This is a genomic window from Flavobacterium koreense, from assembly GCF_054776075.1.
This window is the reverse complement of sequence record NZ_BAAHCF010000038.1, coordinates 1-25,607: the sequence shown is the minus strand read 5'-3', so window position 1 is coordinate 25,607 and position 25,607 is coordinate 1. Positions and strand designations below refer to the sequence as shown.

The following is a 25,607-nucleotide window of genomic DNA, read 5'->3' as shown; positions in this document are numbered from 1 at the left end:
GATAGGCTATAGATGTAAAGGCAGTAATGTCATAGTCGAGTAGTACTAATAACCCGTAAGTTTATGTGCAAACGAATCCTGTCTAGTTATTTATAACTAGACAGGAGGGAACTTTCTTTTAAATTTTCTTTATCTCAATATGTTAAGATATTATGCACTTGTTGTTGTATCAACTACAACACCCTTGCAAAACCTCTTAAGGTGGTTATTGCGTCGGGGCTCACCTCTTCCCATTCCGAACAGAGAAGTTAAGCCCGATTGCGCAGATGGTACTGCATAACTGTGGGAGAGTATGTCGCCGCCTTCTTTTTTAAAACCTCTATCATTTATTTGATAGAGGTTTTTTGTTTTATAAAGTTTTTGAAAAGTTATAGAGTTGTTATGAAATCACATATTCTGGATAATGCTAAATTGCGTGAGTGATAGAAGCGGCATCCTTTTCTTTTTTTCTTAAAAAAAGAAAAGATATAGCGAATAGCACGACCCTTGGGGCACGCCATATAAATTACACTAAATGTTATTTAAAAAACAGTTAAGTTTTTTATCTAAAGTAACTATATGTGTTTTGTAAAATAATGAAGTTGGAATAATTATGGTTTTATTAAATATATTCTAGTACTCTTTCTAAAGCCATCCCGCGTGAACCTTTTATTAAAATAGTTTTGTTTGAAAAATGATTTTCATTAAGAAAGAGAACAAATGATTCAAAGTCTTTATAAAAGAAGAGATTGTTTTTACTGTTTTTGTTTAAATAAAAATCTTTTCCAATAAAATAACAAGTTATTTGATCTTCTTTTTTTAAATAGCTGACAATTGATTCGTGTTCTTCTATACTTTCATTACCTAATTCAAACATATCACCAATAATAATTATTTTATTGTTTTTTTCTAGTTGTATAAAATTTTCTAATGCTACTAACATGCTACTAGGATTTGCATTATAGGCGTCTAAAATGATTTCATTTGTGTTTTTTGAGAGTAATTGAGAACGATTGTTGTCGGGAATATAACTTTCTATAGAGCTCTTTATATCTTCATCAGAAACCCCAAAATAATGCCCAATTGTTATAGATGCATTTATATTATTTGCATTATAAAGTCCAATTAAATGTGATTGTATGACTGAATTATTGAAATGAATGTTGACAAACGGATTTGCAGTAATGCTTTTTATAAAAACATTTGCATTGTCCTTTTCAGTGCTAAATGTTATTCTATTTATTCCTCTAGTTTTTTCTTCTTGTATTTTATCATCAATATTTACAAAAACTTTTTTATCATTAAGTCTAATATAGTCATACATTTCGCTTTTGCCTTTTATTACTCCTTCAACACCTCCAAATCCCTCTAAATGTGCTTTTCCAAAATTTGTAATATATCCAAAATCTGGATTTGTAATTTCACATAAAAATTGAATCTCTTTTTGATGATTAGCACCCATTTCAACAATTCCAATTTCAGTTTCACTATTGAAAGATAAAATTGTTAAAGGAACTCCTATGTGATTGTTTAAATTTCCTAATGTAGCTTTGGTTTTATATTTTTTTGATAGTACAGCTTGTATTAGTTCTTTAGTTGTAGTTTTTCCATTGCTACCGGTTAAAGCTATTATGGGTAGTTTTAGATAGTTTCTGTGATATTTTGCTAATTCTTGTAAAGTAATTAAACTATTTTGTACAATAATAGTTCTATGATCGATGTAATAATCCGGATTGTCAATTATAGCGTATATAGCACCTTTTTCTATTGCTTCTTTTGCAAATGTATTAGCATCATATTTTTCACCTTTTATAGCAACAAAAAATGATTTTTGTTTTACTTTTCTTGTGTCTATTACAATATCATTTGATAGTAAAAAAAGCTTGTGGATATCTTTTATGTCCATATTAAGAAATGAATTGAAAACAAAAAGCCCTAATTAAAGGGCTTTTTTGTTTAATGTATAAATGTATTATCTTTTCTTTTTGTTTCTAGCTGATTTTTTTGAATCAGATTTTGGTCCTACTCTAGACATAGCACATCTAAATCCAATATAGTCAGTAGCCATATCTTGAGGGAAGTATCTTCTTTGTGCTGGATCCAACCAATATGCTCTATCTCTCCAAGAACCACCTTTATATACTCTAACATCATCATTCACTAAAGTTGTTCTTTTACTTGACTTATCAAATTTACGAATCATGTTTCCAATACTGTCTGTAGATACATTGTGTTTTGGAGAATCATACATTCTTTGTTCGTCTTTTAACTTGCCATCGCCTTCTTCTGATGAACCAAAATCAAAATATCTAGTAGATTGTTTATCACCATCTCTATAATTTCTGTGGTCGCTTTTGTCAAAGTTTTGTCTTAAATAAGTTTCTTTTTCATCAACAGGTACTTGAGCAATTTGCCCAATAAAGTTTCTTGCCATAACTCTACCATTTGGTAAAGTATCAAATTTTTGAGTTTCTTGAGTAACTAATTCAACTTTTCCGTCTTCACCGATTTTATTTTTAGTGTAAACGTTACCTCTAAAGTAGTTGAAATCATTTGCTTCATCATCAATTATTGGTCTGTAAACGTCAGCAACCCATTCAGAAACGTTACCCGCCATATCATAAAGACCAAAATCGTTAGGAGGATATGATTTAACTTTATTTGTAATATCTGCACCATCATCAGACCATCCAGCTATACCGCCATAATCTCCTTTTCCTTGTTTGAAGTTTGCTAATTGGTCACCTTTTATTTGTCTTTTTCCAGAACGTGTATAACTTCCAGACCAAGGATATTTCTTTTGACCTTTATAGATATTGTACTCTCTTTGTCCTACGTCTGCAGCAGCTGCATATTCCCACTCTGCTTCAGTTGGTAGTCTGTACTCTGGTAAAATTAAACCTGAAGTTCTTTGTGCGTAAACATTTTTAGCACCACTATTTCCATTTGCATTAGCAGTTCCTCCACCAGCACCAGCAGCGCCATTGTTTTTAGCACCACCTTTTTGTCCTTTTTGTAAAACAATTTCTTGATTTCCACCATAAGTTTTGGTAGGAGCAGCAAGATAAGTTTCTGTATCAAATGTTGCATCTGCTTTTACATCAACAACTTTTGAATCTTTTTTCAAAAATCTTTGTTGTTCTAATATAGATTCATTTACTCTATTTGTTCTCCACTTAGCAAATTCAGTTGCTTGAATCCAATTTACACCAACTACAGGATATTCAGCATATGCTGGATGTCTTAAATAGTTATTTGTCATGGTTTCGTTGTAACCTAATCTATTTCTCCACACTAAAGTATCAGGTGAAGCACCTTCATAGATATTTTTATAATTGTCTTCTTCAGGAGGAAATACTCTTTTTAACCAATCAAGATATTCCATGTACATCAAGTTGGTTACTTCAGTTTCATCCATATAAAAAGACTGAACGTGTTGTTGATTTGGTGTGTTGTTCCAATCATGCATTGGATCATCTTGAACTTTACCCATTGTAAAAGTTCCACCTTCAACTAACACTAATCCTGGTCCAGTTGCTTGCTTTTTAAATTTAGAAGCATACTGAAATCCACCTTTTTTGTCGTTAATTTTCCATCCAGTAGCTTTTGATCCACCTTTAGAATTCGATTTTTTGCTACAACTTGATACACTAGCCATTAATGCTAGTACAAGTAACAACCTGATTGCCATAAATTTGTTTACTTTCATACTCTTAGTAGGTAATAAATTTTCGAGGCGCAATATAAGAATTAACCTTGAAATTGCAACATCTTTTTTAATAATAGTAAAAATTATTTTTTCTTGAACTATTTATTAACGTTAACTTGTGTTTATTATTGTATGTCAAATATTAATTTTATTTTTACATTCAGTAATATTTGAAAAATAATTGCGTTACTATGTACTATGAAAAAGATTTATTTTTATTTATTTCTATTTAGCGGTGTTTTGGTTTTTGCACAGCAAAGTAAAAATATAACTATCGATTGGATTGATAAAACTAACTATTCGTTCGGCGAATATAAAGTTAATGTTCCTGTTTTTAAAACAGATAGCTATAATTTTGATTTTGCAAAGAAAGAAATTGTTTTCACAAGTAAAGTAGAAGTTAGTGATTTAATTGATGAAAATTCTTTGATGATTTCTGATATTGTCTATGAAGCAATTCTAGAGAGTCAATTAGGAGATTTAAAAAAAGAAAATATTAAAAATTCTATTTCAGCATCATTGAAAAATGTTATTGCTCGAGATAAAAAATATGTTGTCTTGCAATTTTATCCAATTATTAAAGATGGCATTGGTTATAAAAAGGTAAAATCACTTACTTTTACATACAATATTTCTTCTGTTTCTAATAAAACTAATTCTCTTCAAAATCAATTTAGTATTTCAAATTCAGTTTTATCTTCTGGAAAATGGAATCGTTTTTATGTTGAAAAATCGGGTGTTTATAAATTATCTAAATCGTTTCTTTCTAGTTTAGGATTTGATATGAATTCTGTAAATCCAACTAAAATTAAGATTTATGGAAATGGTGGGCGAATGCTTCCTTTGTCAAATGCTCAATATTATCCAGATGACTTAGAGGAAAATGCTATTCAAGTTATTGGAGAACAAGATGGTTCTTTTGATAATGATGATTATATTTTGTTTTATGCAGAAGGAGTTGATAATTGGAGTCAAGAAAATGAAACACATTTAAATTTATATTCCGAAAGATCTTATTATTACGTAAATGTTATTGGAGCAGATGGAAAAAGGATAAGTTTAATGTCAGAACCTTCGGCTGGGTCCACTTTAAATTTGACTGCGTTTGATGATTATCAATTTCATGAGGTTGATTTGACTAATATTGGTAGGTTAGGTAGGGTTTGGTTTGGTGAAAACTTCAATATAGATGACGAACAAACATTCGATTTTAACTTTCCAAATATTGTTACAAGTTCTCCAGCAAAAGTAACTGTTCATACTGGAGGAAATTCTTTCGTTGATACCTCATTTTCAATAGCTGTAAATGCGCTAAATATTGGAACAATAAATTTGCCAGAAGTTGATTTAAATTCTGGAACTGAAGCTTCTCACGGATCAATAGTTTCTAATGTGCCTGGAGCAACAAATTTTAATGTTAAGCTTACCTATAATAATAATGGTGTTCCAACTTCTAAAGGTTACTTAGATTATATAAGTATTTCATGTAAAAGTAATTTAACGGGCTTTGGTAAACAATTTAGATTTACATATAATGATGCGCCGCTGCAAACTGGTGTTGCACAATATCAGTTATCAAATGCAACTGGAATTTCTCAAATATGGGATATTACCGATATTTATAATGTTACTTCTGTTAAAAATCCAAATCAAAGTAGTTTTTCTTTCAAATCTAATTTAGGAATTGAAAAAAAATATATTGCTATTGACGAATCAGATTTATATACTCCACTTAAAGAAAGTAATACATCGGTTACAAATCAAGATTTAAAAGGGACAATATTTAATAATGCTCAAGGAAATTTTGAAGACATAGATTACCTTATCATTACACCAAGATCAATAAATGCACAAGCAGAAAAATTAGCCAACTTTCATAGAAGTTATTCTAATTTGAATGTCAAAGTAGTAAATCTTGATAATATTTATCAAGAATTTGGTGGTGGTAAACAAGATATTGGAGCTATCAGGAATTTTGTAAAGTATGTATATCATAATGCTTCTTCACCAAGTCAAAGGGTTAAGTATTTGAATTTGTTTGGTGATGCTTCATTTGATTTTAAAGATAGAATTCCAAATAATACAAACGTAGTACCAATTTATCATGCGACAAATAGTTATTATTCTGGAGAATTGTCTTTTGCTTCGGATGACTTTTTTGCGTTAATGGATACAAATGAAGGTGATCCTTTTTATTCTTTTGGTGCTGATATTGCCGTTGGAAGAATGTTAGTTTCATCGGTTCAACAAGCAGAAGAAATGGTAAATAAGGTTATTGAGTATCATGATATAAAATCTTATGGTAGTTGGAGAAATAACTATGTCGCAATTTCGGATGATTCTGATAAAGATCCAGATGCTTCATTGCAAATAAAGCAAAATAACTTAACAGATGTTATTTATGCTCAAAAGCAATTTATAAATTTCAAGAAAATTCTATTGGATTCTTATCAACAGCAAACTTCTGCTGGAGGAGAACGATATCCGCAAGCAAATGAAGAAATTACTAATGCCTTCGAAAAAGGAGCTTTAGTTTTTAATTTCCTTGGACATGGAGGTGAAGACGGCTTGACAGGTGAAAGAATCTGGGATAAATTTGATGGTTACGATTTTAATAATCGTTATCGATATCCTTTATTTATTACAATCACTTGTGAGTTTTCGAGATTTGATAATCCCTATCGACCAACTGCTGGAGAGTATACTTATTGGAATCCAAAAGGAGGTGCTATATCTATGATTACTACAATCAGGTCAATTGGACAATACAATGCTGAAATATTTAATGATATTTTGGCTGAGAAACTGTTTTCATATGGGTCTAATCAATATGTTTCAATTGCAGAGGCATTGCGACTTGCTAAAGGTTCAAGTAATAATAATTCTTCAACCAGAGTTGTAGCATATCTTGGTGATCCTGCATTAATGCTTTCTATTCCTAAGCCAAAGGTTGTTTTGACCAAAGTAAATGATGTTTCAATTACCCAACCTATTGATGATTTAAAAGCGTTGAGTTATGTAAAATTATCAGGTGAAGTTCAAGACGATAATGGAAATTTACTATCTTCTTATAATGGTGAACTAGCGGTAAATGTTTTTGATAAAAATTACAATAAGTCAACTTTTAATAATGATGGATATAGTCCTGTAATGAGTTTTGTTAATCTTGGCGAAACTATTTTTAGAGGAAATGCTTCTGTAAATAATGGTAAATTTGAGTTTGGATTTGTTGTTCCAAGAGATATTAAAATTCCACTTGGAAATGGTAGAGTGAGTTTTTACGCGAAAAGAGATCAAGTGCTTCTAGATAAAACAGGTTATAATATAGATATAAAAGTTGGAGGAATAAATACAAATGCAGTTGCAGATAATACTCCACCAAGAGTTCGTTTGTATATGAATGATGAAAGTTTTGTGAATGGTGGAATAACAAATGAATCGCCTTTCTTTTTGGCTTTTGTAGAAGACGAGCACGGAATCAATACAGCTAGTGGAATTGGTCATGATATTGTAGCGATTTTAGATGGTGATGAAACCAAACCATACATCTTAAACGATTATTATGAAACGGAACTGAACGATTATACCAAAGGTAAAATAAGATTTCCTTTCAGGAATTTATCAAAAGGATTGCATACAATTGTTTTTAAAGCTTGGGATGTTTACAATAATTTCATTTCAGCAGAAATACAGTTTATAGTTGCCGATAGTGGTGATATTACTTTAACAAATGTGTTAAATTATCCAAATCCATTCGTTAATTACACTCAATTTTGGTTCAATCATAACAAACCTTTTGAGCCTTTAGAAGTACAAGTTCAAATTATGACAATTACCGGAAAAGTGGTAAAAACAATTAATCAAACAGTTACTACTGAAGGATTCTTATCAAGAGAAGTTTCGTGGGATGGGAAGGATGATTTTGGGGATAAAATCGGTAAAGGAGTTTATATTTATAAATTGACAGTTCGTTCAACAGTTTCAAACAATAAGTCAGAAAAAATAGAAAAACTTGTTATACTTTAAGAAAATGCTATATTTGTTAAATAATAATATTATAAAAATGAAATCGGAAATTCAAAAGAACGCGAAAAATAACTTTAAAAGCTTGATTAATAATTTAATATTAATAGTCTTGTTTGTTTTTTCAACTCAAAACATAAACGCACAAGACAGAGTAATAACTACAGGTGTACCATTTTTATTAGTTGCTGCAGATGCAAGAGCTGCTGGTATGGCAGATCAAGGTGTTGCTACTTCTGCAGATGCTTATTCTCAGCAATGGAATCCAGCAAAATATGCTTTTGCATTAGATAAACAAGGTTTCGCAGTAAGTTATACACCTTATTTAACGGCTTTAGTGAATGATATTTCATTAGGACAAGTTAATTATTACAATAGAATTAATGAAAAAAGTGCCTTTGCAGGAAGTTTACGTTTTTTTAGTTTAGGTGAAATCGAATTAAGACAAAATTTTGATGATCCTGCCAATGTGGTTAAACCAAATGAATTAGCACTTGATGGTTCCTATTCATTGAAACTTAGCGAACATTTCAGTATGGCAGTTGGAGGTCGATACATAAGATCAAATTTAAAAATTGCAGATGTAAATACTGACGCAGTCCCTGGAAGTTCATTTGCAGTTGACGTAGCAGGTTTCTATCAATCTGAAGAAATTGCTTTCAATGAATTTAATGGAAGATACCGTTTAGGATTCAACTTGCAAAATATGGGTCCAAAAATTAGTTATGATAATACTAAAAATGATATATCATCTAACTTTTTGCCTGCCAATATGCGTTTAGGAGGAGGTTTTGATTTTATATTAGACGAATACAATAAAGTAGGAGTAAGTGTAGAATTTGCTAAACTTTTAGTTCCAACTCCTCAAGATCCAGATTTGAATGGTGATGGAGATATCACTCCTGATGAAAGATCAGAAAATAATGATAATTATAAAAAAATCAACTGGGTTTCGGGAATGTTTAAATCATTTAATGATGCTCCAGGTGGTTTCTCAGAAGAATTAAAAGAATTTACTTATTCAGCTGGTGCTGAATATTCTTATCAAGATTCATTTGCCATGAGATTAGGTTATTTTAATGAAAGTCCTTTAAAAGGTGCTAGAAAATTCTTTTCACTTGGTGCTGGATTCAAATACAATGTAGTTAAGGTAGATGTTTCTTATTTATTTTCTGCTTCAAAAGTTAAAAACCCATTAGAAAACACATTACGTTTTTCACTTACATTCAATTTTGGTGATAAATACGATGATCTATAATATGATATAAAAATTAATACAAATCCAAATTTCATTTTTTTGAAGTTTGGATTTTTTTTCCTCTATATATAATGAAAGAAATAAACATTAACACCACAATTTCGGTTTTTAACGGAATCAATGAATTACCAAGCGAGATTCAAACATTAATGAATCAAGCCATTGAAACACGTAAAAATGCATATGCACCATATTCTAAATTTAGAGTTGGAGCAGCAATATTGTTAGATAATGGTAAAATAGTTTTAGGTTCCAATCAAGAAAACGCAGCTTATCCATCGGGTTTATGTGCTGAACGTGTAGCAATTTTTCAGGCTGGAGCTATTTATCCAAATGCTAAAATCGTAAAATTAGCAATTACTGCAGCGTCGGATACTAATCCTACTTTATCACCAATTCCACCATGTGGCGCATGTCGACAATCCATTGCTGAATATGAATTTAAACAAGACACTCCAATTGAAATCTATTTTATGGGCGAATCTGGAGAAGTTTATAAGTCAAATTCTATAAATAATTTATTGCCGCTTTCGTTTGACAAAACATCCTTGTAAGCTATAACGATATAGTTGATATTTAAGAATAAACAGTTATTAAAAAATGCTATTTTAATTCTGAATTATTTTTACTTCTACTATCAATATCTTACTTTTGCAATTCGCAAATTTGATAATTCGCAATTTGTGATACGATTACAATACATTTAATCAACGTAATTCATTAAAAAATGAAACCAATTACAAAGGAAACTTACCTTCAATGGTACGAAGAAATGCAGTTTTGGAGAAAATTTGAAGACAAATTAGCCGCTGTATATATTCAACAAAAAGTTAGAGGATTTTTACATTTATATAATGGTCAAGAAGCAGTTCTTGCTGGAGCAATTCACGCAATGGACTTATCTAAAGACAAAATGATTACAGCTTATCGTAATCACGTTCAGCCAATCGCAATGGGTGTTGATCCTAAAAAAGTAATGGCAGAACTTTACGGAAAAGTAACTGGAACATCAAAAGGAATGGGTGGTTCTATGCACATTTTCTCTAAAGAACATGGTTTTTATGGTGGTCACGGTATTGTGGGTGCACAAATTCCAGTTGGAGCAGGAATGGCTTTTGCTGATAAATATTTTGAAACAGGTGGTGTAACTTTAACCTATTTTGGTGATGGTGCTGCACGTCAAGGTTCCCTTCACGAAGCTTTTAACATGGCTATGAATTGGAAACTTCCAGTAGTTTTCATTTGTGAAAACAATGGATATGCAATGGGAACTTCTGTTGAAAGAACGGCAAATCACACAGATATTTGGAAACTTGGTTTAGGTTATGAAATGCCATGCGGACCAGTTGACGGAATGAATCCTGTGAAAGTTGCTGAAGCTATGCAAGAAGCAATTGACAGAGCTCGTCGTGGTGACGGACCTACATTTTTAGAAATGAAAACATACCGTTATAGAGGTCACTCTATGTCGGATGCTCAATTATACAGAACAAAAGAAGAGGTTGAAGAATATAAAAAAATTGACCCAATTACTCAAGTTCTTGACATCATAAAGGAGAAAAAATATGCAACGGATGCTGAAATTGAAGCAATGGATCAACGAGTAAAAGACTTAGTTGACGAATGCGAAAAATTTGCAGAAGAGTCTCCATTCCCAGAAGTACAACAACTTTACGATGTAGTGTACGAACAAGAAAATTATCCTTTCATTCCTCATAGACTATAATTATGGCAACAGTAATAAACATGCCTCGTTTGAGCGATACTATGACAGAAGGAACTGTTGCAACATGGCTTAAAAAAGTAGGTGACACAATAAAAGAAGGCGATATTTTAGCCGAAATCGAAACTGATAAAGCTACAATGGAATTTGAATCTTTCAATTCTGGAGTTCTATTGCACATCGGAATTGAGGCTGGTCAAACTGCTCCAGTTGATTCATTATTAGCCATCATTGGAAAAGAAGGCGAAGATATTTCTGCTTTATTATCTGGTGGGACTCCAGCTCCAAAAGCCGAAGCTACTCCAGCTATTGAAACTCCTGCGGCTTCTGCTCCTCAAACAACTGTAGCAATTCCTGCAGGTGTAAAAGTTATAACAATGCCACGTTTAAGTGACACGATGACAACAGGAACTGTAGCAACTTGGTTGAAAAAAGTTGGAGATACAGTAAAAGAAGGTGACATGCTTGCTGAAATCGAAACTGATAAAGCAACGATGGAATTCGAATCTTTCAACGCAGGAACTTTATTATACATTGGAATTCAAGAAGGAGGATCTGCTCCAGTAGATAGCGTTTTAGCAATCATCGGACCAGCAGGAACTGATATTACAGGAATAGCAGAAAACTATTCAAAAGGTGGTGAAGCACCAGTAGTTGCAAAAACTGAAACTGCTGCTCCAGTTGCAACATCTCAACCAACTCAAGAAACAACAACTTCAGATAACGGAAGAATTTTTGCTTCTCCATTAGCAAAACAAATAGCTAAAGATAAAGGAATCAGTCTTTCTCAAGTAAAAGGTTCTGGTGAAAACGGAAGAATCGTTAAAAGTGATGTAGAAAACTTTACAGCTTCGGCTCCAGTTGCTACAGCGCAAACTACTTCTCAGTCAGATACACAAGCAACACCAGCAGCAAAACCATTTGTTCCTGCAGGTGAAGTTGTTACTGAAGAAATCAAGAATTCGCAAATGCGTAAAATCATTGCTAAACGTTTGGCTGAATCATTATTCACTGCGCCTCACTACAATTTAACCATTGAAGTAAGCATGGATGAAGCAATGAAATCAAGAGCAATGATTAATGCTGTACCAGATACCAAAGTATCGTTCAACGATATGGTTATCAAAGCGTGCGCAATGGCATTAAAAAAACATCCAAAAATCAACTCACAATGGAAAGAAGATGCAATTACCATCAATCACCACGTGAATATCGGTGTTGCAGTTGCTGTTGAAGACGGATTAGTAGTTCCTGTTTTACGTTTTACTGATGCAATGAGTTTATCTCAAATCGGAGGAAGTGTAAGAGATTTAGCAGGAAGAGCTAAAACCAAAAAATTACTTCCAAACGAAATGGAAGGAAGTACATTTACAGTTTCAAACCTTGGAATGTTTGGTATAGTTGAATTCAATTCAATCATAAACCAACCAAATTCAGCAATTCTTTCAGTTGGTGCCATAATCGAAAAACCAGTTGTTAAAAACGGACAAATCGTAGTTGGAAACACCATGATGCTATCATTAGCATGCGATCACAGAACAATCGACGGAGCAACAGGAGCTCAATTTTTACAAACTTTAAAACTGTTTATCGAAAATCCAGTGACGATGTTAGCTTAATCGAAACTATATAAAACAAGAATCCCGTTCAGAAATGAGCGGGATTTTTTATTTAGGAGCGAATGGTTCGGGCATTTTAGGTTTCCATATTCCTGCTTTCCGTTCTATCTCGTCCTTAAAGACGAGATGCCACTGCAATCAGGGCTAATTAGCTAATGTATTGAATAGAAAACAGAATAAATAAACTCTATTATTTCTTATTCTTTTCCTCAATCCACTTGCTCATATATTTAGTGCTAGAAACTAAATGATGTTGCAAAATAGAACCAAAGAAATTGTTATTTCGATGTTGTTTCAAATTATCTAAAAGCGAATTAATTTCAGTAATAAAAATCTTTTCAAAAAGTGATTTTTTATAGCGTTTGTCTAAAATCTCAAATCCATTTTCCTGACATTGTTGCCATAACTTTTCATCGTTATAAAGTTTCACAACCGCTTCAACAAATTCATTCGGATTATCTTTTATAAAACCATTCCATTCTAAAGTTTCAGCCATAGCTTCAGCACCAATTGATGAAGTCACGCTTGGAGTTCCGCATTGCATCGCTTCAAGTAATTTACCTTTAATTCCGGCGCCAAAACGAATCGGTGCTAAAACAACTTTAGCGTTTTTTATAACTTCTAAAGCATCATCTGCTCTTCCTTTAATATAGAAATTTTGTTTAGGCTTATTTAATTCTAAAACTTTCTGTGATGGATAAGCACCATAAATCAACATTTTTGCTTCGGGTAATTTATTATGCAATAATGGCCAAATTGTATCTGACAAATATTTAACACAATCCCAATTTGGTTCGTGCAAAAAGTTTCCAATAAAAACAAAATCATTACGTTCATTAAATGTTGGAACATCATTTAATTTTTCAGCAAAAATTGGTAAATAATAAATCAATTCCTTTGAAATAGTAAACTGCTTTTGAAGTAATTCCATTTCAAATTCCGATACCATCAAGGACAAATCACAACGTAAAATACTCGCAATTTCCCTCTTAGCAACATCCGAAAACAAATCTTCCGAAGTAAATTCACGATTTTCTTTAACTGCTAGCTGTCTTGCTTGTCGGATAGAATGTAAATCCTCTGTATTTAGTATTTTCAAAGCATTTGGACAACTTTCTGAAACACGCCAACCAAATTGTTCTTCCACCATAAATCGATCAAACAAAACGATATTTGGATTCAACTCTTTTACAAAGACATCAAAACTTGAAGAGTTTAATTCAATAGTTTTTGCAGTAACTCCTATAACTGAAACGTCTTCTGAAAATTCTAAATTCTGAGCTGTACTTGCAAATGTAATTTCGTAACCATTTGTTTGAAATAGTTGTATTAATTGCATCATTCTACTTCCTGCCGCAGAAGATTTTGGTTCAGGCCAAACAAAGCCAATTATTAATAAAGTTTTAGATTTTAGCATAATATCAAATACAATTACAAAGAAAAGATTTAATTTTACAACAAATTAAAATTATACAAAAATGTTAGGTCTAAAATTAAAAACCGACCCAAGATGGGTTACAATAGTTGAATCAAACATTGAAGAAATTCTAACAGATCACGCTTGGTGCGAGCAAAAGGCAGCTACAAATATTATTACAATCATAACCTATAATTCAGAACATGAAGAATTAGTTACTGATTTGTTGGAAATAGCCAAAGAAGAATTAGAACACTTCCAAATGGTTCACAACATAATTAAGGAGCGTGGATTAAAATTAGGTAGAGAAAGAAAAGACCACTATGTAAACGAACTTTTCAAATTCATGAAAAAAGATGGAAGTAGAAATGATTCTTTTATAGACAGATTATTATTTTCTGCAATGATTGAAGCCAGAAGTTGTGAAAGATTTAAAGTATTATCTCAAAATATTGAAGATAAAAAACTAGCAGAATTCTACAGAGAATTAATGATAAGTGAAGCAGGTCATTATACAACTTTTCTAAAATTCGCCAGAAAATACACAGAAAAAGTTGATGTTGACAAACGATGGGCAGAATGGCTAGAATTTGAAGGAGAACTAATCACCAATTACGGAAAATCAGAAACGGTTCACGGTTAATCAAATGCCATCATAAAATAATATAAAAAAACTCCTTAGTTGTCTAAGGAGTTTTTTTTATAAACTATATTGATTCGTTATTCAACTTTAATAATTTTAACTATAAATATAAAGTACTTTACTTATTCCATGATCTCATTATGTCTTTTTTAAGACTGAAATATAGTTATATATATTAGATAAGTAATCAATATCTTATCAAAAAGAAATAAATAAAATCATTTGAAAATATGTATGATAATAATATTTAATCTTATTTTGTAATGAATTGTAATGAATATTCTTTACTATTTTAGCCAATCTTTTAAATAAAATAGGTTAAGTATGAAAAAAAATATTTATTTCACATTAATTCTTTTGATAAGTTATTATTGTAGTTTTTCTCAAGTTTTTTCAAATTCTACTGTCAGTGCCGCAGGTTCTTGGAATGGTTCATTAACAAAAACTATAACGGTTTCTGGTCTTCCAAACTTAAATGCAAATATTTTTGAGTTAGTACAAGTAAACCTTCACATGGGCGATGATGGTAATACAAGAAATTACAATACCTACAGAATAACTTTAACTAAAGGAACTACTAGTATAGATTTGGTTTCAACTGGTGGTTTGCCAAATTCTTTTGTTAAACAAATTAATACGAAGTTTAGATACAATACTTATTTAAGAAGACTTTTTGAGCATGGTGGAACCGCTGAACCATTTAGTATTGGTTACTATCGTTCCCAAGATAATTTCACAGGATTCAATGGTATTGATCCAAACGGTGTTTGGACAGTAACTATAACAGAAACATCAACAGCAACTGGTGGACGATTTAACAGAGTAGATTTAGTATTCAAGTCACCATTCACTGTTCAAGATTATACAACACTTAATAGTTATGATAATTGTTCTACTCCTTATTGTTTAGGTTCAGCTGAGATTATAGTTGCATCTAATAATGGTTTCACCAATCAACCAGGAGATATGTACAATCCAAACACTGCTTCTTGTAGTTGGAATGCTGCCCAAAATAATTCTGCTTGGTTTAAGTTCAGAGCTGCGCAGTCTTCTGTAGGAATAACCATATCTGCTATTACTGGTAATTTACAGATTTTAGCAATTAATGCAGGTGCTGATAACAATCCTTGTACACCAACAGATAATACTATTCTAAATGGAGGTTGTCCTGCATTAAGTAGCAATGATACCTATTCTTCGCCTCAATATACAAATGGTTCTACAAAAAATAATCAACTTAATTTAAGTGGATTAACAATTGGAAATTTTTATTATTTCATAGTTGATGGCTCAGGAGCATCAGTTTCTCCTTTTTATATAGAAACAGTTGGTGCTTCATTAGATTGTTCTAATTGTGTACTTAATGCCACATTAGCTAGTAATTCCCCAGTCTGTGCCAACGGAACATTGAATTTAACATGTAATGATGGCACAAGTTGGTCTTGGACAGGGCCTAATGGTTTTACTAGTAGTAGTCAAAATCCAACATTGAACAATGTCACATCTTTGGCATCTGGTACTTATGTAGTTGCTATTACTGACAATAATGGTTGTACAGACACTAAATCAATAGATGTGGTTGTAAATTCTTCTGTAGTTCCTACTTTTAACACTCCAAGTCCTGTTTGTGTTGGTTCAACTTTAAATCCACTTCCAACAACATCAAATAATGGAATTCAAGGAACGTGGAGTCCTGCTTTAAACAACACAACAACTACAACATATACCTTTACGCCAGATGCTGGTCAATGTGCATCAACAACTACGCTAAACATAACTGTTAATAATTGTGATTTTGGAGCATATGCCACTGCAATATGGATGGATGATTGTACAGATGTAGGAAATGGTAAATTTTACAATACTACTGGAGATGGAGTTGATTTAATTAATCAAGAGCCTGGTAATACTTTTATAAAAGATTTTGGAGTACATATTCAAAACTCTTCAACTTTAATTTTGAGAGGTTCAGAAGTAAAAACTTATAAAAATCTAACCACTAATGTATGTGGTGCCAAAATGTATTATCGTTATTATTTAAATTCAGGAACTGGAGGTGCATTTACTTCAAGAAATTTATCTTTTTTTAGTGATTGCAATACTGGTATAAGTGAGTTTATTATTGGAGGTGGTCCTTGTGCTCTAGGACAGCAAAAATGGCAATGTGTATCCCAACCTGGATGTGATGCTCCAATTAATTTAACCAACGTTCCGCCTGGAGATTATATCCTAGAAGTATACTATGATGTAACCGGAGATTTTAATTCTACCTCTCAATGTGATGATACTATTATTTTGAATAACGGAGGTACTAATTATAAAGCTAATTTTAGCATAATTGCAGAGCCAACAATAAGCAGTTCTAATCCAACAACTTGTAATGGTACTAATGGAAGTATTACAATTTCAGGTTTAACAGCAAATGAAGTATATGCACTAAGCTATAATTTTAATTCATCACCGATTGGACCAAATAACTTAACTTCTAATGCTAGCGGACAAATTATCATTCCAAATTTAGGTATTGGTACTTATTCTAATTTTAGTTTTGTAATCAATAGTTGTAATACGACCTTACCTTCAAGTATCTCATTACAAAATCCAATAATTACTCCGGTTTTTAGCACTCCGAACCCATTTTGTTTTGGTGAAACTATTCCTGCAACTGTTTTACCTTCTACTTCAAATAATGGGATTACAGGGAATTGGACGCCAGCTATAAACAATACAACAACCACAACCTATACTTTTACTCCTGATGTTGGACAATGCGCAACTACTACAAATATTACAGTTGTTGTTAATCCAGAAATTACAGGAGGAATAAATTCAAATCCAAATACGATTTGTAATGCAAGTTCGTCAGGTTGTACGCCAACAGGGACAAAAGTAGTTATAAATGAAGTAATGCATTTTCCATTAACGGCTCAAGGATTAGTTGCTAATGGTACAGAATACATTGAGCTTTACAATCCAACATGTTCTCCAGTAGATTTATCTTGTTATACCATTGCAACAGCAGCAAGACCAAATTCAAATCCTGGAAGTACACTTTCAAGAGGAGGAACAATACTAATTCCTTCAGGTACTATTCTTGCTCCAAAAGCGCATTATGTAATTGGAACTTCTACTGCTTCTTCAAATCCTACAAACATTGATTATAATACCACTTTGACATCTAACTATTGTACTATTAATCAATTTGTATTAGCCAATGGTGATGGTTGGGTTGCTCTCAACGATGGTAATGGAACTCCAGTAGATGCCATCTATTGGACAGTTGGTGCGAATGAAAGCTCAAAAATAACAACAGATGATGATTTAGATGATGCGCCCTGTATTCCTTCATCTCTTGGTTTATGTAATACAAATAGTTTGTCATTATTGTCTGCTAAAGCTATTTATCAATTGAATCCAACGTTAATCAATTATGTTGGACAAACTACATTACAAGGAATAAGTTCAACAGGAAATACATTTAGTAGAATACCTGACGGTGGAGCATGGCAAAGAGACATTCCAGGAAGTATTAATTTGATAAATTGTAATAATGGAATTTGTGATACACCACCTACTTCTACATGCAACGGAAGTGCAACAGTTAGTGTTACACAAGGTTCTGGGAATTATAGTTATTTATGGAACGATCCTCAAGCTCAAACTTCGGCAACAGCTATCAATTTATGTGCAGGAAATTATTGTGTTGTCGTAACCGATTTGGATACTAATTGTACGCAGCAATTTTGTGTTACGGTGATTGATAACATTCCAAATGTAACACCAACATTCAGTTTTGGAACGTCTTTAAGTATTTGTTCAGGTGGTGTTGTGCCAACATTGCCAAATACATCAGGAAACTCAATAACAGGAACCTGGTCGCCAAGTTCAGTAAGTAATACAAATAATGGAACTTACACTTTTACACCTGATGCTGGACAATGTGCAACTACCACAACTTTTGCAGTTACGATAACTCCACAAACAACGGCAATATTTAGTTTTGGAACTTCATTGAGTATTTGTTCAGGTGGAGTAGTTCCAACATTACCAAATACATCTGGAAACTCAATAACAGGAACCTGGTCGCCAAGTTCAGTAAGTAATACAAATAATGGAACTTACACTTTTACACCTGATGCTGGACAATGTGCAACTACAACAACTTTTGCAGTTACGATAACTCCACAAACAACACCAACATTCAGTTTTGGAACTTCATTAAGTATTTGTTCAGGTGGGGCAGTTCCAACATTGCCAAATACATCAGGAAATTCGATTGCTGGAGCATGGTCGCCTAGTTCAGTAAGTAATACAAATAATGGAACTTACACTTTTACACCTGATGCTGGACAATGTGCAACAACTACAACTTTTGTAGTTACTATAACTCCACAAACAACTCCAACATTTGGTTTTGGAACAAGTTTGACAGCTTGTCAAGGAAATGTTTCAGCACAAGTATTGCTACCAACATTATCAAACAATTCCATTTCCGGAACTTGGAATCCATCTACAATAGATTATGCAATACTTGGACAGACAGTTTATACTTTCACACCAAATAGTGGACAATGTTCACTAAATGCAACTTTAACGGTTACAATTAATCCAATTCCTCAGTTTACAATATCTGGTGGATGTGATGGCGAAAATTATGTTTTGAATATTGTTCAACAAAATCAAAATATTAACTCAATTGAATGGTTTTATAATAATGTAATGATTGGTCAAGGGAATTCAATTGTGATAACAAATGAAGGTACTTATACTGCAGTAGCAACTAACTCAGATAATTGTAATAATAATGCTCAATTTGTTGTTGTAAATGATTTTTGTTCAATTCAAAAAGGGATTTCTGTTAATGATGATGGATTTAATGATGTTTTTGAATTGTCAAATCTAGGTGTTAAATATTTACAAATTTTCAATAGATATGGTATGAAAGTATATTCAAAAAGTAATTATACAAACGAATGGGGTGGAAAGTCTGATAATGGAGACGAACTTCCAGATGGTACTTATTATTATGTAATAGACAGAAATAATGGAGAAGCCATAACGGGTTGGATTTATATCAATAGAGCACAGTAATCCTTTGTATAATTTGTATTCAAAATCAAACAAACACAAAATGAAGAAACTATATTTCATTGCTATATTGACTTTAGTAATAAACGAGTTAAAAGCGCAGCAAGATCCAAATTACACGCAATACATGTATAATATGAGTGTCGTAAATCCGGCATATGCTGGTTCAAAAGAAGGTTTGTCAGGAGGATTGCTTTATAGATCACAATGGGTTGGAATAGAAGGAGTGCCAACAACAGGCACCTTCTTTATTCATAGTCCTGTTGGTAGAAATGTTGGTCTGGGTCTTTCTGTAATTTCAGATAAGGTTGGTCCTGTTCAAGAAAATAATATTTATGGAGATTTCTCATATACTTTAAGTTTAGGTGGTGAACATAAATTAGCTTTCGGTTTAAAAGCTGGAACTACGTTGCATAAAATCGATTTTGCAAGAATTTATCCAACACTGCCTAATCCTACTATAAATGATCCGTTTTATGCTGCAAACCCAAGTAGTACTTTTTTAAATATTGGTTCTGGAGTTTTTTATTATACCAATAAATATTACGTTGCCTTTTCTGTTCCAAATATTTTAAAATCAAAGTATTTAGATTTTAACGGAAGACAATATGGTACCGAAGTTATTCATTATTTTTTAACTGGAGGATATGTGTTTGATTTGAATCCGAATTTAAAATTCAAACCTTTTGCTATGATAAAATCATCAGTTAACGCACCAACATCTTTTGATGTTTCAACTAACTTTATGTTTTATGATAAGTTAGAGTTAGGAGCAACTTATAGATTGGAAGACTCTTTTGGAGCTATGGTGAATTTTGCTATTACACCAAGTTTAAGAATCGGATATGCCTATGATAACATTGTATCTGATTTAAGGGCAGTAGCGCCAGCTTCTCATGAGTTTATGATATTATTTGATTTGAATTTCTCTAAAAAAGTATCACGTTCACCAAGATATTTCTAACCTTATAAGATACCAAAAAAATGAAAAATCTATATATAGCCATTACTTTTGTAGCCATTAGTTTTAATGTGTCTGCACAAAATGCAGCAACCAAAGCAGCTGATAAATTATTCAATAGATTTGAATATTTTGATGCTGCTAAAGAATATCTAAAGTTAGTTGACAACGGAAAAGCAGATGTTTATGTTTACAAACAATTAGCTGATACTTATTACAACATGTTTAATTCAACTGAAGCGGTTAAATGGTATGCCAAAGCAATAGAGACCAATCAAGATGCTGAGACATATTTTCGTTATGCTCAAATGTTGAAAGCTAGTAATAAATATGAAGAAGCAAACAAACAAATGCAAAAATTTGCTTCACTTTCACCAAATGATAATCGTGCTAAAGCTTTCAAAGAAAACCCTAATTATATTCCAAGATTACTTGGAAAATCAAAAACATATGATGTGAAATCATCGGATATTAGCAGTGATAAATCAGATTTTGGCGCAGTACTTTATGACAACATTTTGTATTTTGCTAGTGCTAGAAATGGTGCGCGTAAAAACTATGGTTGGACCGATGAACCTTTTTTAGATATTTACAAAGCAGATTTTAATAAAGATGGAACCATCATCAATCCTACAGCTGTTTCTGAATTGAATTCAAAATGGCATGATGGTCCAGTTACAATAAGTAATGACGGAAATACTATGTATTTTGCAAGTGAAAGTTTCAAAGAAAAAATATCTGAAAAAGACAAAAAGGCTAACACTAAATTAAGTCAAATATATTTATTCAAAGCGGTTAAAAATGCTGGTGTATGGGGAGAAATTACGCCATTATCATTTAATGACAAAACCTATTCTACTAGTAATCCAAGTCTAAGTAGAGATGGCAAAACATTATACTTTTCTTCCAACAGACCAGGAAGTATTGGTGGAGTTGATATTTGGAAAGCAGTTGTGAATGCAGATGGTTCTTTTGGTGAGCCCCAAAACTTAGGTAACAAAGTAAATACTGAAGGAAATGAGAGTTTTCCTTTTATTGCAGATGATAATAAAACTTTGTTTTTTGCATCAAGCGGAAGACAAGGTTTGGGAGGATTAGATGTTTACCAAATTGATTTGACAAATGGAGAAACTACAAATCTAGGAAAACCTATAAATACAGAGAAGGATGATTTTGCTTTCACATTTAACGAAAGTAAAAAAGTTGGTTTCTTGTCAAGTAATAGAAATGGAAATGATGATATCTATATAGTAAACCAGATTTGTAGCGTTGATATCAATATCGTGGTTACTAATGCAAAAACTAGTGAAATTCTTACTAATGCTAGTGTTTCTATTTTAGATGAGAAAAAAAATGTAATTGCAACTGAAGTGTCTAATGCAAAAGGCGAGGTGAATTATAAAGTAGAGTGTGATAAAGTTTATTTGATACAAGCTTCAAAAGATGGTTTCGAAGGCAATATCTTTACAGTAACTAAAAGTAAAGGGCTAACGTCCAAAATGGATGCTCCGTTGCAACCAATAGATGTTATTGTAACAGAAACTGAGATTATTTTAAAACCAATTTATTTTGAATTTGACAAGAGTAACATCACTCAAGAAGGCGCCTTTGAGTTAGATAAGTTGATTCAAGTTATGAAAAATAATGATAAAATGGTCATTATGGCTAAATCTCATACTGATAACAGAGGTAGTAATGAATACAATTTGTCATTATCAGATAGAAGAGCAAAATCTACGGTTCAATATATTATTTCTAAAGGCATAGATGCTAGCAGAATATCTGGAAAAGGAATGGGAGAATTAGAGCCAATAGTTAATTGTGGTAATTTATGTACTGAAGAGCAAAATATATTAAACAGACGTTCAGAATTTTTGATTGTTAAGTAATAAAAATAAAACTATATTTGTTTTTTAAAGATAATAATAAACATTTTTATGACATTTAAACAGTTTTATTTACTTGGTTTATTTGGAATTACTTTTTCAATAGCTTCTTATTTATATCTTTTATGGTATTCTCATTCGAAAAAAAGTAGACAAAATATACAATTTAAACACATAAATCAAGGATTGTTGTTTGTAATATTTGCTATTTTTTCATGGTCGGTTGTTGCCTTATATAAAATTTTTGATTTAAAAGAGTTTACATTATCCTATATAATAAATGACAGGATATTATCTTCTATGAATAATCTTTTTCTTTTTTTGAGTTTGGCATTTTTTCCGATTAAAAAGAAAAATAGGTTTACTCTATATTTTGTTAAAAAAGAAAAGTGGGTCATAAATGTTTTTATTGTTTTTTCCCTTGTAATTTGTTTTTTTACAATAACTGACAAAATTGGTGATAGTTTTAATTTTCTTTCGAGGCTAATTATAGTTGGATTAGATTCAATATTCTCCATAGTATGTATAGCGTCAATAGGTTATATGCTAAGTCATTCCTATAAGGAGTTAGGTTTTGGGAAATGGATGTTAACCTATATTGCGATAGTGATATCAATGTTTTCATTAACGCAAATATTATTGCCATTGTCAAAAATGCTTCCAGGAGCATTGAGTCTTTTTTATCCTTACTTTTTAGCTTTTTTTATAATTTGTCTATCGCAGTTTGTTTTTCTGATTGCTACTTACTATTCTGTTTTGTATTTTTCATTAACTAATAAGCCTTCTTTGGAAAATAATATTACAAAAGATAAGAATACAAATTCTCAAGAGATAGCTGAGGTTTTAAAAGTTGAAATAGGATATAATCAAGAAAAAAAACTATTTTATTTGACTTTAACATTTATTGATGAGTTTCAAAAAGAGTATACCGAAACAAGTGAAAATTCTAAATTATTGCAGCCTTTATTATATTGGATGCTATTTTCTTACGCTAAGAAGCAAAATGTTATGCTAACTCATCAAGATATGGCAATTGCAAAATTTAGAATGGTAGATTATTGGAATAAAGAAAGTGATTTTAAGTTAACCCAAGAGTTGTTGTTTTTCAATGAAAGTGGACATTTTGAATTAAAAATAGATGAGAAAAATATAAGAATAAACGATATGATTTTCTTAAAATCAAAATTGTCATTTAAAGATATATTTAAAAAGTATTTTATTTGTTTTGTTCCTACTGATGTAAAAACAGCACAACAATTATATAATAAGAAAAACGCAGATAAATATTTATTAGAACATTTTGAAGGTTTTTATTCCAATATTTCTGAATAAAATTATTAATTAATCAGATTGTTCTATTTGCTTTATGGTTTTTTAAAAATCTGAAATTCAATTAATTAAAAATTACATTTTCTTACATTTGTTTACTGAAATATTTTATTGCCTTTAATTTATATGGTATTTTTTAAAAAAAAATATATTTGATTTATTAAATATATCCAAATTCTACATCAAATGCCATTTTTAAGCTTTATAAAAAGAAATCTACTACTTTTTTTACTCATTTCATTTACTTTTTCAGTAAATGCTCAGGTTGTTATTAATGAGTTAATGGTTCGTCCTCCAGGAACTGTAAATACACCTCCGAACGGACTAATTTATAATAGTAGTCAAGAGTATATAGAACTTTATAATAAGGGTTGTTTGCCTATTAATGTTTCTGGTTATTTTATTGCTATGAAGCAAACCATTGGAACAATAAATACTGGTGGGACAATTAGAATTCCAAATGTTGCCGCTGCCACTATACCTGTTGGAGGGCATATAGTTTTAGCTTCGGCAAATCCTGCAGGAGCTGCACTTGGAAATGTTGATATTCCTTTAGCAGCAGCAGATTATTGTTTGTATAATGGGAATTTTGTACTCGCAAATACTGATGGATGGTGTGCGCTTTATGATGCAGCTGGTGTTGCTATTGACTGTGTTTATTGGTCATCAAGTGCCGCTAATCTTACTTCAAACGCTTCTGATTATAATACAAGTCCATTATGTTTGCCGACTGGAAGTCCCGCTGTTACTTTACAAACACCTTTTCAATTAAACACTTCAAATCCAACTATTGTAAGATATGGAGGTGCAAATCCTTCCGCAGGCAGTCCTTTAAGTAGACAACAAGATGGTTCAGTTACTTGGGTTCAAAATTTAGCGTCATCAATTAATTCGGGCTCTGCAACCGGTAATTGCAATGGAGGTACTTGCGTTACTCCACCATTGCCAGCTGCCCCAATTGTAACAACGCCAGTTAATTATTGCCAAAATGCCGCAGCTTCTGCTCTAACAGCGACTGCCTTATCTGGAGCTACTTTAAATTGGTATGGAACTAATGCAACTGGTGGTACTCCTAGTACAACTGCACCAACTCCTTTAACTACTTCAGTTGGAACAACAACATATTATGTTAGTCAAACAATTGGTGGTTGTGAAAGTGTAAGAGTGCCAATTGTTGTGAATGTTACAGCTTCTTCAAGTAGCGTTATAAGCTGTGGAACTTCAACGACTACATCGGTTATTTTTAATTGGACTGCAGCAACTGGCGCTACCGGATATACTATTTCTTATCAAGTCAATACTGCAACACCTATAAATGTTGGCGCTATAGGAAATGTATTAACCTACAGTGTTAACTCCTTAAATTCTGGAGATAGTGTAACTATTACACTTACTCCAACAGGTGCCTTGGGAACTTGTTTTACATCAACATCTTTTTCTTGTGCAACGATTGTAAATAATGCTTGTGGTGCTTGTGCTACTCCAACTTGTCCTATAGTTGGTGTGTCAAGTTATGCTAATTTGAATTTTTCAGCAAGTTCATGTAATACTTGGACACCACAAGCAACAAACACAACACTTACTAATTATTATTTAGTTGTCTCAGATGCTTCTGGTTTTCTTGGTATTGCACAACAAGCTACTAGTTCTCCTGGACTTTGTATTACTAGATCTGCCGTTATTAGGCCTTTAGTAACTTCTTGTAATGTAGCTTCTACTATTGCTCCTTCTGTAACTAATGCAAATGGAGTTGCTTCAGGTTTTAATCCTGAATGGTATGGTTTAACACCAAATACACAGTACGTTGTTGTGGAAACAGTAGTTTTAAGTGCCGCATGTTCTCTAACTTCGCTATGTACCAACTATTACGGATGTTCAACACCAAACGAACCAACAGTTGGTTTGGTAACACAGCCAACATGTACGACAGCCACAGGAAGTTTTCAAATCACAGGATTCAATGCTTCAAACA

The 25,607-nt window shown here is 32.0% G+C and carries 14 protein-coding genes and 1 rRNA gene; 12 read left to right on the top strand and 3 right to left on the bottom strand.

Features of this window, described 5'->3' with window-relative positions; genetic code table 11:
* Positions 1 to 197 precede the first annotated feature (197 nt).
* Positions 198 to 307: ribosomal RNA gene (rrf, locus tag ACYU7A_RS13460) — 5S ribosomal RNA — on the top strand.
* 294 nt (positions 308 to 601) lie between these two features.
* On the opposite strand, the gene ACYU7A_RS13455 is transcribed toward rrf, so the two are convergent.
* Both ACYU7A_RS13455 and gldJ read right to left on the bottom strand, forming a co-directional pair.
* Positions 602 to 1,885 carry a UDP-N-acetylmuramoyl-tripeptide--D-alanyl-D-alanine ligase gene (locus ACYU7A_RS13455; RefSeq protein WP_460577349.1) on the bottom strand — a complete coding sequence of 428 codons (1,284 nt, stop codon included), beginning with the start codon at positions 1,883 to 1,885 and terminating at the stop codon, positions 602 to 604.
* A 66-nt stretch (positions 1,886 to 1,951) separates the two neighbouring features.
* Entirely contained in the window at positions 1,952 to 3,688 is a 1,737-nt protein-coding gene (gene gldJ / locus ACYU7A_RS13450) for a gliding motility lipoprotein GldJ (protein ID WP_460577347.1), read from the bottom strand.
* A 198-nt stretch (positions 3,689 to 3,886) separates the two neighbouring features.
* On the opposite strand from gldJ, the gene porU reads away from it, so the two are divergent.
* The 5 genes from porU to ACYU7A_RS13425 all read left to right on the top strand — a co-directional run bounded on the left by porU (position 3,887) and on the right by ACYU7A_RS13425 (position 12,311).
* Positions 3,887 to 7,714, top strand: coding sequence for a type IX secretion system sortase PorU (gene porU, locus ACYU7A_RS13445; RefSeq protein ID WP_460577345.1), 3,828 nt, complete (start codon positions 3,887 to 3,889; stop codon positions 7,712 to 7,714).
* Positions 7,715 to 7,751: 37 nt separating this feature from the next.
* Positions 7,752 to 8,969, top strand: a complete 1,218-nt coding sequence (gene porV / locus ACYU7A_RS13440) for a type IX secretion system outer membrane channel protein PorV (protein ID WP_460577343.1) — start codon at positions 7,752 to 7,754, stop codon at positions 8,967 to 8,969.
* Positions 8,970 to 9,040: 71 nt separating this feature from the next.
* Positions 9,041 to 9,523, top strand: coding sequence for a cytidine deaminase (gene cdd / locus ACYU7A_RS13435; RefSeq protein WP_298304267.1), 483 nt, complete (start codon positions 9,041 to 9,043; stop codon positions 9,521 to 9,523).
* Between the two features lie 173 nt (positions 9,524 to 9,696).
* Positions 9,697 to 10,695 carry a pyruvate dehydrogenase (acetyl-transferring) E1 component subunit alpha gene (gene pdhA / locus ACYU7A_RS13430; RefSeq protein WP_298178646.1) on the top strand — a complete coding sequence of 333 codons (999 nt, stop codon included), beginning with the start codon at positions 9,697 to 9,699 and terminating at the stop codon, positions 10,693 to 10,695.
* Between the two features lie 2 nt (positions 10,696 to 10,697).
* Positions 10,698 to 12,311: a dihydrolipoamide acetyltransferase family protein gene (locus tag ACYU7A_RS13425; RefSeq protein ID WP_460577340.1), complete on the top strand. Its 1,614-nt coding sequence runs from the start codon at positions 10,698 to 10,700 to the stop codon at positions 12,309 to 12,311.
* A 190-nt stretch (positions 12,312 to 12,501) separates the two neighbouring features.
* Here ACYU7A_RS13425 and ACYU7A_RS13420 read toward each other — a convergent pair whose 3' ends face one another.
* Entirely contained in the window at positions 12,502 to 13,728 is a 1,227-nt protein-coding gene (locus ACYU7A_RS13420) for a glycosyltransferase family 4 protein (protein ID WP_460577338.1), read from the bottom strand.
* Between the two features lie 61 nt (positions 13,729 to 13,789).
* Between ACYU7A_RS13420 and ACYU7A_RS13415 the strand changes: the two genes are divergently transcribed.
* From ACYU7A_RS13415 to ACYU7A_RS13390, 6 genes are all read left to right on the top strand, one after another.
* Positions 13,790 to 14,371, top strand: a complete 582-nt coding sequence (locus ACYU7A_RS13415; protein ID WP_298307507.1) for a MiaE family protein — start codon at positions 13,790 to 13,792, stop codon at positions 14,369 to 14,371.
* Between the two features lie 324 nt (positions 14,372 to 14,695).
* On the top strand, positions 14,696 to 19,462 hold the full coding sequence (locus tag ACYU7A_RS13410) for a T9SS type B sorting domain-containing protein (RefSeq protein WP_460577335.1): 4,767 nt from the start codon (positions 14,696 to 14,698) through the stop codon (positions 19,460 to 19,462).
* 40 nt (positions 19,463 to 19,502) lie between these two features.
* Entirely contained in the window at positions 19,503 to 20,423 is a 921-nt protein-coding gene (locus ACYU7A_RS13405) for a PorP/SprF family type IX secretion system membrane protein (RefSeq protein ID WP_345092137.1), read from the top strand.
* Between the two features lie 20 nt (positions 20,424 to 20,443).
* Complete coding sequence (locus tag ACYU7A_RS13400; protein WP_460577332.1) at positions 20,444 to 22,309, top strand: OmpA family protein; 1,866 nt, start codon at positions 20,444 to 20,446, stop codon at positions 22,307 to 22,309.
* Positions 22,310 to 22,495: 186 nt separating this feature from the next.
* Positions 22,496 to 23,638, top strand: coding sequence for a hypothetical protein (locus ACYU7A_RS13395; protein ID WP_460577330.1), 1,143 nt, complete (start codon positions 22,496 to 22,498; stop codon positions 23,636 to 23,638).
* Between the two features lie 183 nt (positions 23,639 to 23,821).
* A partial coding sequence (locus tag ACYU7A_RS13390; protein WP_460577328.1) for a lamin tail domain-containing protein occupies positions 23,822 to 25,607 on the top strand: 1,786 nt, incomplete at its 3' end.

Excerpts from the sequence above, each read along its gene's own strand:
- ACYU7A_RS13455 (WP_460577349.1), bottom strand. The coding sequence starts at position 1,885 with ATGGACATAAAAGATATCCACAAGCTTTTTTTACTATCAAATGATATT.
- gldJ (WP_460577347.1), bottom strand. The coding sequence starts at position 3,688 with ATGAAAGTAAACAAATTTATGGCAATCAGGTTGTTACTTGTACTAGCA.
- porU (WP_460577345.1), top strand. The coding sequence starts at position 3,887 with ATGAAAAAGATTTATTTTTATTTATTTCTATTTAGCGGTGTTTTGGTT.
- porV (WP_460577343.1), top strand. The coding sequence starts at position 7,752 with ATGAAATCGGAAATTCAAAAGAACGCGAAAAATAACTTTAAAAGCTTG.
- cdd (WP_298304267.1), top strand. The coding sequence starts at position 9,041 with ATGAAAGAAATAAACATTAACACCACAATTTCGGTTTTTAACGGAATC.
- pdhA (WP_298178646.1), top strand. The coding sequence starts at position 9,697 with ATGAAACCAATTACAAAGGAAACTTACCTTCAATGGTACGAAGAAATG.
- ACYU7A_RS13425 (WP_460577340.1), top strand. The coding sequence starts at position 10,698 with ATGGCAACAGTAATAAACATGCCTCGTTTGAGCGATACTATGACAGAA.
- ACYU7A_RS13420 (WP_460577338.1), bottom strand. The coding sequence starts at position 13,728 with ATGCTAAAATCTAAAACTTTATTAATAATTGGCTTTGTTTGGCCTGAA.
- ACYU7A_RS13415 (WP_298307507.1), top strand. The coding sequence starts at position 13,790 with ATGTTAGGTCTAAAATTAAAAACCGACCCAAGATGGGTTACAATAGTT.
- ACYU7A_RS13410 (WP_460577335.1), top strand. The coding sequence starts at position 14,696 with ATGAAAAAAAATATTTATTTCACATTAATTCTTTTGATAAGTTATTAT.
- ACYU7A_RS13405 (WP_345092137.1), top strand. The coding sequence starts at position 19,503 with ATGAAGAAACTATATTTCATTGCTATATTGACTTTAGTAATAAACGAG.
- ACYU7A_RS13400 (WP_460577332.1), top strand. The coding sequence starts at position 20,444 with ATGAAAAATCTATATATAGCCATTACTTTTGTAGCCATTAGTTTTAAT.